Origin of the sequence: Butyricimonas paravirosa (assembly GCF_032878955.1) — a bacterium.
Classification (GTDB): domain Bacteria; phylum Bacteroidota; class Bacteroidia; order Bacteroidales; family Marinifilaceae; genus Butyricimonas; species Butyricimonas paravirosa.
Map to the genome: position 1 here is coordinate 3023662 of NZ_CP043839.1, position 16702 is coordinate 3040363.

A 16702-nucleotide genomic window follows, 5' to 3' on the forward strand; every position below is an offset into this window, starting at 1 on the left:
TTATTGTATTCCTAAAAAAAAGTCTTACCTTTCATGAGTGGTTAAAAATCAACATCATGAAAATAATTCTCTCTTTCTTTAGTGTCCTTATACTATTTTATGGGTGTAGCAAAGAATCGGATTCAACAGACGAATGGGTCGATGTTTCGTTCATTCCTTCAATAGAATATATCATGACGCCATTGAACAGTCGAAGTGATGATATACAGGAGCCTAATTTATTGGGACTTATATACACTAGCAATAATATCGAATCTGTTGTCATTCCCGAAAACAATACATTCTCCGTGAAACTGAAAATGGGACAATATTACACGATCGTATTCATAGCCAATGGTATTCCCTATTTAAATAACTTTGAAAAGTATTCTACTGCACATTTAATGCTGGATACCGTACTCGCTCCCAACCGGTATGGTTCAGAGATCTATATCGCAACAATGCAGGTGAGAATCACTTCTATATCACCTTCCCCCATCACGATAACGCTGACCCCCATCGTAAGCGCACTTGTTTTTGTACCGGAAGAAATTCCACGTGCAGGAGAAATAAAAGAAATGACAACAACTCTAACAAATATACGTCCAACGTATTATCTCGATCCACAAAACAAAAAAACAACGTCCACAACTGCCACCGTAAAAACATCGGAATCAACAGAATTTAAATTCTTTGTCTATTCTTTTTCATCCGAGAAGAAAACACAGGTTGTTTCGGAGATCAACAGGTTTGACCACTCGACAACATGGAACATGGGAAATTTCGATATATATGGTAATAAATATTATCAATTCGAGGGAGAATTAAAATAACTTTAAATCAAATCAGATGAAACATCTTTTTACCTCCTATTCAATCATCGTATTTGCCCTATTTTTAAGTGCATGTAATGATAGTAATAGCCATGATTCTCCTGAATCAAAATTACATGATATTAAAGTTAACTATTCTTCTTCAGATCCGGAACATACGGTAACGGATCGTCACTTCTATATCTATAACGAGGCAGATTCTCTCGTTCAACATATAAGTACCTCTGAAAAAACTCCAACCCTATCCCTACCTCAAGGAAAATATAAACTCATTGCATTTGAAAATATTGGTTCAAACATAAAGAATACTGAAAATTATAACACCATCACGATCGAACAATCCTTAACAGGAGAGCAGGATATTTTTATGGCAAAAGCCTATTTGGAAATGCCAACAGAATACCATACCGTCTATTGCTATTTCAGACGTGTATGCGGTGGCCTCGCCATCGTGCAACATCCTGATTATGGCCTATTCCCCGGCTCCGTTACTCATTTCACGCTAGAAATTACCCGTCCGGAAGGAGCCTTGTTATCCCCAATAAAAGAAATTTCCCAAGATGAAGTAACTATTTGCCAAGAAAATATACCAATTTATAGCACGACCTCAAACTTCCGTATCGTTTATTTATTTCCAATGAGCGATAATATTCTTGTCCATTTAAGCCTCACGTTTTATGATAAAAATAACACTCCAATTGACAAGTGGGAATTTGATGAATCATTTCCTATTGAATCAGAAAAACTTACAGGTCTTTACTTGAACCTTAGCCAAGCAGGAAACCAACCATACACGGTTGAAATAAAACAGGATGCCTTTCAAAATATTAATCTTTACTTATACAAGGAAAGCTACGTGGAAATACGGGATGAAAAATTACGTAAAGCATTGCAAGAAAAACCCTATTACGCTGAATTTGATGAACAAGGCAGATTTAACCGAAATAGTGTTGTCGCACAAAACACAAAAAGTATATCCTTGGTAGCCTGCGAGTTAAAAGATATATCACAATTACCGGAACTCTATCCCAATTTAACCTCAATTGACGTGAAAGTCAATGATATAGAAGAATTTGATATCAGCAAGTTTCCAAAACTTGAACATTTAGATTGCAATTACAATAAAATCAAAGAACTTCATGTTGAACATTGTCCAAATTTAAAAACACTGGCATGTGAATACAATCTCTTGGAATCATTGGATTTATCCCTCTGCACGTCTTTAACTACACTCGATTGTTTTAACAATCAGTTGAAAGAACTAGATCTTTCCAAAAATACACAATTAGTAAAAGTTCAATGTTACGATAACCTGATAGAAAAACTTACTATAAATGCTCCCAATACTTTAGAAAAGATAGATGCTAGTTATAACCAACTCATCTCTTTTGATGCCAGTAATCATAAATACCTAACAGATCTTTCGTGTTCCGATAATAAATTGACAAACATCAATATAAGTGGATGTGCAAATATTAAAAAACTCTATTTATCTCATAACCAACTTACTGATATTGAACTGAAACATACTCCTGCAATACTTCAACTTTATCTCGTACGCAATAATTTACAAACTCTTGATCTTACTTCTAATTTAGAAATACAGGATGTCAGATGTGACTCGAACCGACTAGAATCTATTATTTTCGCTGATAGCGATTACATTTTAAGTAATTTTTCCTGTTATGGTCCGGATCATACATTTACAGACATTCCAACTTTCAAATATCAACATTTTCCAAATATAGGAAATGTTTATCTACCTTTTTCAGCTATAGATGGTCCTGTTATAAGAGAAACCTACGAATATAACTATTATAAACATCAATTCTGGGGATACCAAGATATAGACGGAACCATAATGGGTTATCCAAAAGAAGGTAATATACCAGATCAACCCCAGTAAAATTTAAAAGAAATACAAAAAGCCAACTAATTTATTCCAAATCAGTTGGCCTTCAATAAATATCTCTAAAGGTTTAATTTTAAGAGGTAACAATTACTTCAGTTTAATCATTTTCATACCACCGGGACCTTTTATCTCTTTCGGTTTGGACAATTGTTCCTCTATAAACGGAATCAGTTTACCGTTAGAAGGTCTCATCGCATTGATTGTGATAATTCTACCCTCACTATCAAACATCATAAAACGAGGTATTCCGGTTATTATGTATTCATTGTACAATTTATCCTTTAAAGCTCCATCAACTATATATTGCGGCCATTGGGGTTTGTCTTCATCTAATTTTTTCTCCCAAAGGTTCTTTTTACTATCCACTGATACACTCACCAATAGAACCCGCGGATCATCTTTATAATGTTGGTATAATTTTTCCATGTTAGGAATCTCTTCCACACACGGTCCACACCATGTTGCCCAAATATCCATATAAACAAGTTTTCCCTTAAAATCTGAGAGTTTCACCAGATTACCATCACGATCACGCATTTCAAAATCCTTAGCTACCGATCCGGCCTCAAGATTATTATCCTTTGATGGTAATGGTCGTGCTTTCACAAAAGCAAGATGTTCCGGGTCTGTATTTATTTTATTAAAAGTTTCAACGAACTCTCTCGCATGAGCATTTCCCCCTCCCATATAAAACATAATGGCATAATAGTGAGAAACACTATTTTTAATCTCTTGATTACTTACTAGTTCATCAAGGATCAATAATTTTCTAATAAATGATTTAGCTGGATCATCTTGAGCGGTAGCCCTGTTTCTTGCCTCCCAAGATATTCGCCTTTCCACCACTCCCGTATAACCTAATGAGGCTTTGCGAGGATCTTTTCTAAAAGTGATACTATCATTCACATCCATTGACTTCATAAATTTTATGTAGTCAGCGTCCGTAAGAGTCAGTTTTTCGTCACCCCTTCCAAATCCAATTTTAGCCGAAATAATATCCACATTCTTTTCCACCCGATACTCCTCGACAAGATCCTGATCTCCCTTAATTTTATTCAATAATTGATCCAATTTTTTATCCAAACGATCCAAATTTGCCGAATACTCTTTAAACGTGGTAAATTTCTGTCCTCTAGCTCCTTTCAATCCAGATAACTGATTCGCATGAACAAATAAATAGGTATTAATATCCGTCCTATCCCCTGCAAATTTTGCTATTGTATTTCCATCCTTATCTTTTGATACTTCCAACCGGACTTCTTCCCCTTTACCTACTAACACGGGAATCCGGGTTTCATCAGGCATATTTATAGTAAACTTTTGTCCTTCATACCTGATCACCGGATTAAATACAAACGATCCGTCACTTCCTATTTTAAGGGCCTCCCGATCACAACCTCCAATATTAATTTTTATCGTTTCGCCCTGATAATCATTAAATTTTCCTTTAATCACCTGTGCATTCACGGCGAACGTTCCAAGCAATATAATGCTTAATAAAATTAGTTTTTTCATCCTCATCAATATTTTATTGTTATTTATTATTTTGCCAATCATTATTAAATACAAGTATTTTCGGTGGAATTTGATAAACAAGCCGATCTTCTGTCAGCGCATAAGTACTTTCCCCATCTGTATGTGTATATTCAGCCTTCCAATCTTGAAAAAGCGGATCATTCCATAATCTTCTCATATCAAACCAACGTATTCCGGTCATCATATATTCCCGTAACCGTTCTTCCACGACAAAGCGGATTAGTTTTTCCTGAGAAGTTATATCGGCAGGAATTACCGCAGCCTCTTGAGACATTCTATGACGCCGGAATTCTTCAAGATTTATCCGGGCCTCATTCTGCAAAGCCTGATCCATAGAACGAGCCTGACACTCTACTAGCATTAAATATAGGTCTGGCATTTCAACCCCTAAATTAAAGACTGTCCTGCAAGGTAATCTTCTATATCCCTCCATAGCGGCCCCGGTCCTCGTTTTATTCGAAAAAAAGTTTCTTCGAAGATCATCTTGCCCGTACAGATCCATGTATTTTTCCTTTATAAATAATTTAGGTTGGCCCGTTGCACTGGAAATAGAAGAGATTGAATACTGATAGTTGTAAACAACCTCTTTATTGGCTCCCGTATTATTAGCCGGGAAGCCAGAAGTCCACGCATATGGCTTAGCGGAATTATATCCCCATTCACTCAACATTTGATTATAATCCCACAGAGTGATACCCGTGGTGTTTATTTCAGAAGATTTAAGTGCTTTCTCCAAGGCAATTCTTGCATTCTCATAATCTCCTTTAACCCAGTAAGCCCTACCCAAGAAAAACCATCCTGCACATTGATAAATTCGTAACGGATGATTCGTTGATTCCACTAAATCGGGACAGGATTCTTCCAATTCTTTAATGATGAAATCATAAACTTCCTGAACTGTACTCCGTTTCAGATTTTTCAAATTCATATCATCCTCAACAACAAGGGGAACACATAAATCCGAATTCGCCGTTGATTCATTATATGGTTTTCCAAAATACTGGGCAAGAATCAGATATCTAAAAGCCCTATTTACCCGTGCTTCAGCTTGAAGTTCCAGCTTTCGTTTATTCGTCCCACCCGATGCATCCATCACATTATTAATGATAACATTGAACGTGTAGATTTGCTGGTACATTGTTGCCCATTCACAAACATCATCCTCTTCACCGAAAATTTTCCCCTCCCACTGATATGCCTGATTCATCTTGAAATCAAGTTCAGAAACCGAAGTTTGTGTCGCCGTAAGTTCATCCCCCATAAAAATATTATACAGGGTACTCACACCTAATTTCGTCCCGAGTTCCGTTACTTGAGAATAGGTTACAGAAGTCAGATTTGTACTATTGAACATTCCGTTATAGTGTTCAATTGTTTCGGGAATATCCTTTCCTTTAGGTTTTACATCAAGGAAATCCTTACAACCTCCAAGCAACAAGACAACACTTAATATAGTTGCCAATCCGTGATATACATGATTACATTTCATAGGTCAACCTTATTTAAAATTAATAGTAAGCCCAAATGACCACGATGGACCGTATTTTGTCCCGCGTAAGCCACTTCTGTAATGGTGATATTCAGGGTCTATCCCATCATTATTTGCCGCTATCAAGAATAAATTAGAGGCTTGTGCCCGTAACGTTATTTTATCCATGAATAGTTTATCACACAAACTTTTAGGCAGAGAGTAGGATAATGTAATATCCCGTAACTTAACATAGGAAGCATCCAAGACATTAATATCCGCTAATTCGTAAAAAGTAATGTCCCGTGACTTCGTTTTATTTTCAACCGTTTTAGAAACATATTTCGGTACATCCGTGTATTTCTCATCACCGGGTTCCCGCCAACGGTCCAAAAACTTCTTGCTTACATTACGTGCCAGTCGCCCGTACCAAAAATTATTTACATCACGACGCATCTTGTGACCAAAATTATATACGAGCATAAACGAAAAATCAAATCCCTTGTAAGAAAAGTTGTTCGTCAATGCACCATACCATTTCGGCTGAGTGACACCCATAAACTTCACGGCATCCTCGGTCAAAGATTCATCTTGATAATCACTGATTATTTGTCCTTCTGCGTTGTAAACCTGAGGGTTTCCTTCCTCACTCAAACCTGCCCACCGATATGCAAACAAGCTATTACCTGCATAACCTTCAATATAATCCATGTACACTTTTTTACCCGCGGTCATTGCACCATCAAGATTGAGTTTCAGAACTTTATTACGGTTATTCGTCATTGTCAGCACGGTTGACCAACTAAAATTCCGTGTAAAAATATTCTTCGTCCTAAGAGATACTTCAAATCCCTGATTTTTCATATCTCCGAAATTAGTATAAAAACTCTCCCACCCCAGCGTCTGATCGGTCGGCTTTGTTGCTAACAATTCTGTTGTCAATTTATGGTACACGTCTATTGATGCGGTAATCCGATTATTGAACATGGCCACATCTATCCCACCATTTATAGTCCGAGTTCTTTCCCAATGAATCTTATCATTTGCCGGATACATGATGTCATAACCTATACCCAATCCTGCAAACATCGTACTGGCCTTTGCATTCAACAGATTATAAGGGCCTCCTTTACCCGGTTTAGGGGAATTTCCTCCCAAACCATAACTAAACCGGAAATCCAGACGATTCAGGAAATCAACCTGATCCATAAAACTTTCCCTCTTCAAGTTCCAAGCCACACCAACAGACCAAATGGGTTTAAACTGGACACTAGGATCACTTCCGTATAAATTTGACTGATCCACTCGAATACTGCCGTTTAAAGTATATTTGCTATTGTAAGTATAGGCAACATTCGAATAAAAAGAAACAAACCGTTTTTCCGTTTCACTCTGAGAAAACATTTTCGTTACCAATGTATTACGGGGTGTCCCGAAATTACTGTACACCGCACCTGAAACTCCATTTGTGGCAAGTTCCTTTTCGTCATACGCTTGGTAAGTTTGCGATTGCGGATCATATCCCCGTCGTGTATTCGAATTGGACGTAGATACTCCCGACTGTATTTCCATACCGGCAATCGCCGTTATTTGTTGCTTATCCTTACCGAAAACACGGTCATAATTGAACTGATTTCGAATCGTCCAGTTCATCCCGTCAATATTAGCAAGGGTATATCGGCCTCCGGTAGTGGGAAGATAATAAGTCGGAGCCGTGGTAGAAGGCGGATTAGCCGGTTTTGTGTATCTTGCTAACTCTATTCTGACTAGCGACGAATTTTGACTGTAAAATAACTCGCTCTTGCTATAATTTTGCTGGTACTGGAAACGTCCCTCATATTTTAATCCCTTGATCAAATTGATAGCTATTCCCAAATTTACACGACCATTCACTGATTTTGACTTATTAAACCCTTCTTTCATATCATCCAAGGGGACATAACTCAAATCAAGAAGACTCTTTGTTTCAAGCTCATCTTGATAATCTTTATAAAAAACCGTGTGGGAATGGTCAATTGGGTTCCCTTCTTCATCTGCCAACATCTCATAAGGTAAAATCGTATTTTCATTCGTGTATGCCGGCATGAGACCTGTTTTTACATTCTGCACGGAAAGATTCGTTGTCAAGTCAATTTTCAACCATTTTTTCAACTGTATATTATGCTTAAAATTGAGCATGATCTTGTTGGTATTCGCCCGTTCGGTACTTTGGTTGTACTCGTAACCAACCGATCCATAGATGGAATAAATATCATTGGCTGCACCCGAAAATGATACCGTATGTTTCGTGAATAAAGCCGGCTGCAATAAATATTTTTCAATTTGTGAACGATTATTCAACTTGGCTAATGCATCAAGCTGCCGATCCCGTTCAATCTCATCTATCTCACCATTAGCATACTGATATAACGGTATTTCATGCGGATAGACCAAAGCTCCCCCATTTTTGGTTGTTACCGTAGCCCACGGATAAGCTTCCGGATCAAAAATCTCCTTTGCAGATTGGATGAGCTGTTCACTACTCATAAGTCCCCTATATCCAAAATCAGGAAGTCCCTTGTAGGTAAATGAACCATCATAAGTGATTTTTAAACGATGATCCCCGGTTTTCCCCGATTTCGTAGTTATCACGATTACCCCATTTGCGGCTCTCGCCCCCCAAATTGAAGCAGAAGTCGCATCTTTAAGGAAGGTCACGCTCTCTATATCGTTACTGTTTATAAGTTCTTCAATATTTCCTTCCTCTAATGCAACCCCATCAACCACGATAAGTGGTTCGGTTGACGAGTTGATCGAAGTGGTTCCCCGGATCAGGAATTTGTCTTCTCCCGTTCCGTAATTCACGCTTAATCCGGGAGTAAGTCCCTCAAGAGTTTCAAGAATATTCCCCGTTAGATTCGCTTTTTTGGACACTTCTTCACCTGAAACCCTCGAATATGAACCCGCACTTCTTTCCCTGGAAATAGTCTGGTAACCAGTCACTATTACATCATCAAATTTTTGCAATTTAGCAGTTAAGACAACTTTATAGTTATCTTTTTCCGAAACTTTCAATTCCTGTGGCTCCATCCCCACAAACGAAAGAACAAATACCGGTTTCGTACCATCTTCAACTGCAACATTAAACTTCCCGTTAACATCCGTTGCAACACCTTTATGTGAACCTTTAATAACAACGTGAACACCCGGTAAGGGTTGCCCGGTTTCATCCGTTACCACACCTGTAATCATTCTCACCGCTTTCAAGGGACGATCAACAGGAGCTTTCCGAATAACAACAACGCTATCTTCGAAAACATAAGTCAATCCCAATGCAGGTAAAAATTCTTTTAATACTTTTTCTAATTCCTGATTATCAGCCTTTACAGAAACTTTTCCTTTAGATTCAACCAACTTATGGTCGTACAAGAAAACCATTTTAGCCTGTTTTCCCAATTCTGCAAAAACTTCTGAAAGTGGAGTTTCCGTGAAATTAACTGAAATTTTAGCTGTCTGGGAAAAAGCAACTGTATTTACTGATAAAAATAAAATCATCAATAAAAAAAGTGGCAATTTCATTTTAATTAAAAATCTCCGGACACTCAATTCATCCGTCAACCTTTTCTTGGTTCGCTTTTTTTTCATAACTTTGTTTTTTAATTATTACTACTTAGCAAAATAGTCTCACTACCATTTAAGCTATTTTGCAGGTTTAGCTTGCTAAGGATGCAACCTTAGCAAGTTTATTTTTTCCTGACGGTTAATTTCTTACCATTCAGTTCAAATGTAACATTATTGGTATATTCGAATTTTTTAAGCAGATTCATGAGATTGTCGTAACGAGCCATCTTGCCTGAACTCGTGAAACACAAGTCTTTAACTGATTCATCTGCATAGATCACGTCCACATCATACCACAATGACAGCATCGTTAATATATCTTCAAGTCTCGTTTCATTGAATTTATAAAAACCATTTTTCCAGGATGTATATAATTCAGTGTCAACTTCCTGTATCTTTACTGATCTCGTCTCTTTCTCAAAAACAATTTGTTGACCCGGGAGAATCGTATGGGTATTACCGGAACATTCCACGTCAATTTTTCCATTAACAAGTGTCGTCCTGACAATTTTATAATCCGGATAGGCATTTATATTGAAAGAGGTTCCCCGAACTAAAATATTCATATCATTTGTTTTAACAATGAATGGTTTATTCGGATTATGCGTTACTTCAAAATAGGCCTCTCCTTCAAGAAATACTTGCCGACTTTCACCTGTAAACGAAACAGGGTATTTCAATGTTGACGAAGAATTTAAATAAACCCGAGTTCCATCTTCAAGCGTCACGTTCCATTCTCCTCCCCTTTCCGTTTTCAATATATTATACTCCATTTGCTGCAAGCTATCAGCACGTTGATATGTCAATGTTTTGTCACTGGACGAAACATTGACATGATTCATTCCCGTCAAACGATTCTCTTTAATCGTATCCAGATCTAGCCAGTTACCATTTGCAAGTTGTAGTTGAACTTTCGAATGTTCGCCACTTTCATTCAAGTTTACAGATCCCGGCTCCGGATGATTTAAAAACAAGGTAAATAAGGCAACAAGAGCAAAAACAGCCGCCACCGAAGTTGATACAAGAATTTTCCGACGAATGAATCTCCTATTCCGATGCTGTTTTAATCGGGATAGTACATCTGTACATTCTGACCTCCATTGTTCAAATTTCTCATCACTGAGTGAATACGAATCATATGCTTTTATTTTCTGATATAATGCACGATGCTCAGCCGACTCGGCTAACCATTCTGATAGTATTTCCGATTCCTGATCATTTAATGATCCATCAAGACTTTTATTAATAATAATCCAATCTATCGAGTCCATTTTTTGAGTTTATTTGTATATACAATCCCAAGAACTCAAAAAGGTTTACAAATAATTCCGATTTTTTTTCTACTCTTGGAAAAATTCTAAGTATGCACTAATCAAAATAAAGAAAGCAGAATCAGCAGCCAATTGTTCTTTTATCTTTAATATTGCCCTATGTACTTGCACTTTAGCTGTATTTTCAGAAATTGAAAGCTCCGACGCAATTTCGCTATATTTCATTTCTTTGATCAATCGCATTTTAGCTATCTGACGACATTTACCCGATAAATGTTCTATCGCAAGATAAATCTTTTCTAATAACTCTTCATCATCAATCCATTCCATGGATTCGGAATTCAACATCGCCTCTGCATAGAGAACATTTCGACGATCTTCAACTTTCCGATCTCGCAAATATTTCAAACATGAATTACGGACAGATACAAATAACCAACCTGAAAGGTTACTCCGGGCAGATAATTTCTTGCTATTTTCATATAAACTGATGAATACATCCTGTACTAGATCGTGAGCAACCTCGGTATCAAATACCATTCGCTCGGCAAAATGATGTAACTGTTTGAAATAAATTTCAAACAACTCTTGATAAGCCGTCTCATCATTAGCCTTTAATCTTTCTAGCAGAATATTAGTTTCATCCATTACACTGAAATACACACAAAGATATAAAATTATTAAGAAACAGCAGAATGAAAATAATCATACACGATATTTCCTTTAGCCGGACCTATGGCTTTTGCTAACTCTTCACGAGATGCCTCTTTTATAGCATTTACAGATTTAAAATATTGTAATAAAGATACTTCTGTTTTCTCACCTATACCTTTAATTTCACTTAATACACTGATTGTCTGTTTTTTCTCTCGTAATTTACGATGAAAAGTGATACCAAAACGGTGAGCCTCGTCCCGGATGTGCATTAATGTCTTTAAAGCCACGGAAGTTTTCGCTAACAAATAAGGATCTTTATCTCCGGGATAATATATTTCTTCCATTTGTTTGGCCAAACCGATGATAGGTACTCTTTCCAACAAATCCAATTTACGTAATGTGGCCACGGCTGAACTTAATTGCCCCTTTCCACCATCCACCACAATCAAATCAGGCAACTCCCCACCCTCTTCAAGTACCCGGTGATAGCGACGGTACAATATCTCTTCCATCGAAGCGAAATCATTTGCCCCAATAACAGTTTTCACGTGGAAACGTCTGTATTCCCGCTTTGCCGGTTTACCGTCAATAAAAACGACACAAGAGGCTACAGGATTGGTTCCTTGTATATTAGAGTTATCGAAACATTCCATCCGGTGAGGTAATCGAGGTAATTTCAGATCATTTTTTATCGTATTTAGTAGATCTAATTTACTATCCTGCCGCCGTAATCCCCGCTGCCTCTCCCGATCCATTTTAAAGAATTTCACATTCCGTTCAGATAACTCCAATAGTTGTTTTTTCTCCCCTCTTTGCGGGATAGCATAGTTCATTCCTTCCATCAAAACATCCGGGTAGAAAGGTACTAGAACCTCCCTAGAGCGACTATTTACCAATTGGCGGATCTCAAAAATGGCAAAAGAAAGCAAAGACTCTTTCGATTCATCCAATTTTTTCTCTAATTCAATAGTATGCACTTGATTCACAGCTCCATGAACAATTCTCAAGTAATTCACATAGGCATATTTTTCATCTTCCAAGTAAGAAAATACATCTATATCGTTTATTGAGGTACTTACTATCGTGGATTTTGTTTGATGAGTTTTCAATGCTTCTATGGCCTCCTTCATTTCCTGTGCCTTTTCGAATTGAAGAGAAATAGTATATTCCTTCATTTTTCGAGTCATAAAATCGATCACGGAAGAAATATTTCCTTTCAAAATATTCCGGATTTGTGCAATATACTCCATGTATTCCTCTTCCTGCACGTACCCAACGCAAGGCCCCATACAATTTCCGATGTGATATTCCAGGCATACTTTATACTTTCCACTATAAACAGCTGATTTATTGAGAGATAAATTACAAGTTCTCAATTTATACAGTGATTTTATCAAGGAAATCAAGGTGTTAGCATATTTAGCCGAAGTATAAGGCCCAAAATACTCTGAACCATTCCGGATAAATTTCCGAGTAGTAAAAACTCGTGGAAAAGCCTCTTTTGTAATACAAATCCAAGGGTACGTTTTATCATCTTTCAACAGAATATTATACCGGGGTTTGTATTTTTTTATCAAATTATTCTCTAGTAATAGCGCATCTTCCTCTGTATTAACCACAATGTACTTCAAATCCCGTATTTTACGGACCAAAACCATTGTTTTAGAGGTCTGATTTGTCTTCACAAAATAAGATGAAACCCTGTTTTTCAGATTCTTAGCTTTACCTATATATATAATTACTCCATTTGCATCAAAAAATTGATACACTCCTGGAGTCGTAGGTAATTTACTGACTTTCTCTTTCAATCCAAATTCATCTTCTGCCATATACTATTTCACAAAATCAAACTTCTCAAAATCAAAGATTCCTTTTTCTCCTATTTTTAAAGTAGGTATTACAATTAATGCCATAAATGAAAGTGTCATGAAAGGAGATTTTAAAGGTGTTCCCATTTTTGAAAGTATTTCATTCAATTTCATGTAGCGATCTGCCACTTCTTCCCCACTTTTATCACTTATAATACCACCGATAGGAAGGGGCAAAGAGTGTAATTTGCCCTCTTCATTCACAACTAAACCACCTTTTTCTTTTATCAATTCATTTATTGCAAGCATTAAATCTTGATCGGTACAACCCACCGCAATAATATTATGCGAGTCATGTGATATAGAAGAAGCAAAAGCTCCCCGCTTTAAACCGATACCCGAAATAAAACCGACCTGCGGTTTAGAATTAAAGTAACGATTTAAATAAACTATTTTCAAAACATCTTTATCTAAATCCGATTGAAAATCTTCTATCTTTTCATCGAAATGAAGAATTTTACGGTCTGTCAAAAGACTATCAGGTTTTACTTGAATACAGGTAATATCTCCAAAAACATTAGTATGGAGATCAGATGAACTTATTTCATCATGATGAAACTTATTTAATAAAGGTACATCACAAACCGGATTATTTTTAGAACTGTTTTCACCATAGACTACCTCCCCACGAATATAAGTAGAACGTATATTCAAAGATTCTATATCATCCAGAATAATGAAATCCGCACTATCCCCAACATGCAAAGTTCCTATATTTAGATTATAAAAACGTACCGGATTAAGACATGCAATCTGCAAAATATCAAAAATACCAAAGCCATCAGTCAATGCTTTTCTGACAATTTTATTAATATGACCTTCATTTAATAAGTCGTCAGCATGTGAATCATCCGTGCAAAACATGACGCTATCCGTACGTGTAGCAATCAATGATTTTAACGCATCATAGTTTTTAGCAGCACTTCCCTCCCTGATCATAATGTGCATTCCTTTCGAAATTTTCTCTTCTGCCTCTTCTAGGGTCGAAGATTCATGATCGGTTTCTATACCATGAGCAATATATGAACTCAATGGATCACCCACGAGTTCTGGTGCATGACCATCTATTTTTAATCGGTATTTCTTGGCTATTTCTATTTTTCCAATGACATCCGGGTCATTATTTATAACGCCAGGAACGTTCATGACCTCAGAAAGCATCGTAAACTTTCCGGTTTTCGCTAATTTATCAGTGTCTTCTATGGATAAAATGGATCCCGGATTATCGAATGAAGTTGCAGGAACACATGAAGGAATACCCCAAAAGAATTTTAAAGGTGCCTTTTCTCCATTATTTACCATCAATTCCACCCCTTCTACCCCTAAAACATTGGCAATTTCATGCGGATCGGCAACCACTCCCACTGTTCCATTCGGAATTACTAATTTGGAAAACTCGACAGGCATTAACATGGAACTTTCCACATGGACATGCGCATCTATAAATCCCGGCGAAATATATTGATCATACGAATTAGAATTCCTTTCTATATTTATGATCTTTCCTTCAGATATAGATATAGCGCAAGGATAAAATTCCCTGTTTTCTACATCAATTAAATTCCCTTCAATAATTTCCATTTTATACCTCGGTTTTTGTTTGTAATTTTTACCCTACAAATATACCTTTTTACCCGGATTTATTCAATAGTGCCCTTCGCACTATTTTCAATGTTCCACGTGAAACATTTCTTTTATCTTCCCAATAAAATCAATAAAACATTGATGTCAGAAGGTGATACTCCTGTAATACGTGATGCCTGTCCAATAGTTTTCGGATTAATCTTTGTCAATTTTTGACGAGCTTCATAAGAGAGAGAAGTTATCTCCATATAATTAAATTTATTCGCAATAACTAAATTTTCTAACCGATTCAATTTATCAGCTATCAATTTTTCTCTCTCGATATATCCCGAATATTTAATTAAAACTTCGGCAGCCTCTATGATTTCTTCCCGCAAATTATTATCAAAAATAAATTCTTTCAAAGAAGGAATTGAATCTACAATTTTAGGAATAGTTACCTGCGGTCTCGAAATAATATCAATCAATTTAATTTTTTGGCGGATAGGCGAAGATTCTAAACTTTCTAAAGTCGGATTAATTTCTTCGGGTGAAATACTAAAATTAGTAACAAAATCCATCAACCGATCACGTTTCAAAATTTTATCTTCAAACACGGCAAAACGATCTTCTTTCACAAGACCTAGAGAATATCCTAAAGGAGTCAACCGGGCATCCGCATCATCCTGCCTCAATAAAATTCTATACTCCGCACGAGAAGTAAACATACGGTAAGGTTCATCTACCCCTTTTGTAACTAAATCATCAATCAACACTCCAATGTAAGCCTGATCTCGATTCAGTACGAAATCTCTATTTTCATGAAGTGAAAGATGGGCATTTATTCCGGCCATCAATCCTTGAGCCGCTGCCTCCTCGTATCCGGTAGTCCCGTTTATTTGTCCGGCAAAATAAAGTCCCTTGATTAATTTTGTTTCTAAAGTCGGATACAATTGAGTAGGTTGGAAAAAATCATACTCGATAGCATAACCCGGTCTGAAAATTTTTACATTCTCAAAACCCTCCACATTTCTCAATGCCCGCAATTGAATATCCCAAGGTAAAGAAGAAGAAAATCCATTCAAATAATATTCGGTTGTCTTCTCCCCTTCCGGCTCCAAAAACAAATGATGACTATCTCGATCTGAAAAAGTATCTAATTTAGTTTCTATACTCGGACAATAACGAGGACCTATACTTTTTATCGTACCATTAAATAAAGGACTATCATCAAATCCTTCCCGTAAAATATCATGTACGACTTTATTCGTGTAGGCGATATAGCAAGGTCTCTTCTCAAGTGAATTCGTATACGCGAAACTCAGAAAAGAGAATTTATGGAAATCATTATCTCCATCCTGACGGGTTAATTTAGAAAAATCAATACTTCGACCATCTATACGAACCGGAGTACCCGTTTTCATGCGTCCGACAGCAAAACCATATTCTTTCAACTGATCGGATAAACCATAAGTAGCCGGTTCTGAAATTCGACCACCGGGAAAGCTAACTCGTCCGATATGCATCAGACCATTTAAAAAGGTACCATTAGTCAAAATCACACGACGGGAGCTAAAAGAAATCCCTAATTTAGTTTTGACCCCGGTAACTCGATCTTTATCCAAAAGAAGTTCGATCACATCATCCTGCCACAAATCCAGATTATCGGTATGCTCTACCCTATCTCTCCATTTGGCAGAAAAAATCATTCGATCACATTGAGCCCTCGGACTCCACATAGCAGGCCCTTTAGATAGGTTCAGCATACGGAATTGGATTGTACTTTTATCTGTTACAATGCCAGATCCACCACCTAAAGCATCTATCTCTCTAACAATCTGACCTTTAGCAATACCACCCATAGCCGGATTACAAGACATTTGCGCTATCTTATTCATATCCAATGTAATAAGTAGCGTCTTCGATCCTAAATTAGCTGCAGCACAAGCTGCCTCACAACCAGCGTGTCCGGCCCCTACTACAATAACATCATATACGGGCAGTAATTGTGACAT

The 16702-nt window shown here is 37.0% G+C and carries 10 protein-coding genes; 2 read left to right on the plus strand and 8 right to left on the minus strand.

Annotated features, from left to right (window positions below):
* The first annotated feature begins 56 nt into the window (after positions 1–56).
* Both F1644_RS12560 and F1644_RS12565 read left to right on the plus strand, forming a co-directional pair.
* The gene (locus tag F1644_RS12560; protein WP_118305222.1) at positions 57–812 is read left to right on the plus strand and encodes a hypothetical protein; all 756 of its coding nucleotides are present in this window, start codon (positions 57–59) and stop codon (positions 810–812) included.
* 16 nt (positions 813–828) lie between these two features.
* Complete coding sequence (locus tag F1644_RS12565) at positions 829–2718, plus strand: leucine-rich repeat domain-containing protein (RefSeq protein ID WP_118305221.1); 1890 nt, start codon at positions 829–831, stop codon at positions 2716–2718.
* Between the two features lie 93 nt (positions 2719–2811).
* On the opposite strand, the gene F1644_RS12570 is transcribed toward F1644_RS12565, so the two are convergent.
* The 8 genes from F1644_RS12570 to mnmG form a co-directional block, all read right to left on the minus strand.
* Positions 2812–4239 (minus strand): TlpA family protein disulfide reductase, encoded by a 1428-nt coding sequence (locus F1644_RS12570; RefSeq protein ID WP_158572010.1) that lies wholly within the window; start codon positions 4237–4239, stop codon positions 2812–2814.
* Between the two features lie 19 nt (positions 4240–4258).
* Positions 4259–5749 carry a RagB/SusD family nutrient uptake outer membrane protein gene (locus F1644_RS12575; RefSeq protein ID WP_118305219.1) on the minus strand — a complete coding sequence of 497 codons (1491 nt, stop codon included), beginning with the start codon at positions 5747–5749 and terminating at the stop codon, positions 4259–4261.
* 9 nt (positions 5750–5758) lie between these two features.
* Positions 5759–9352: a SusC/RagA family TonB-linked outer membrane protein gene (locus F1644_RS12580; RefSeq protein ID WP_118305218.1), complete on the minus strand. Its 3594-nt coding sequence runs from the start codon at positions 9350–9352 to the stop codon at positions 5759–5761.
* Between the two features lie 98 nt (positions 9353–9450).
* Positions 9451–10599 (minus strand): FecR family protein, encoded by a 1149-nt coding sequence (locus F1644_RS12585; RefSeq protein ID WP_168044049.1) that lies wholly within the window; start codon positions 10597–10599, stop codon positions 9451–9453.
* Positions 10600–10668: 69 nt separating this feature from the next.
* Complete coding sequence (locus F1644_RS12590; protein ID WP_118594350.1) at positions 10669–11247, minus strand: RNA polymerase sigma factor; 579 nt, start codon at positions 11245–11247, stop codon at positions 10669–10671.
* A gap of 32 nt (positions 11248–11279) precedes the next feature.
* On the minus strand, positions 11280–13085 hold the full coding sequence (gene uvrC / locus F1644_RS12595; protein WP_118305215.1) for an excinuclease ABC subunit UvrC: 1806 nt from the start codon (positions 13083–13085) through the stop codon (positions 11280–11282).
* 3 nt (positions 13086–13088) lie between these two features.
* On the minus strand, positions 13089–14705 hold the full coding sequence (ade, locus tag F1644_RS12600; protein WP_118305214.1) for an adenine deaminase: 1617 nt from the start codon (positions 14703–14705) through the stop codon (positions 13089–13091).
* Positions 14706–14818: 113 nt separating this feature from the next.
* The gene (mnmG, locus tag F1644_RS12605; RefSeq protein ID WP_118305213.1) at positions 14819–16702 is read right to left on the minus strand and encodes a tRNA uridine-5-carboxymethylaminomethyl(34) synthesis enzyme MnmG; all 1884 of its coding nucleotides are present in this window, start codon (positions 16700–16702) and stop codon (positions 14819–14821) included.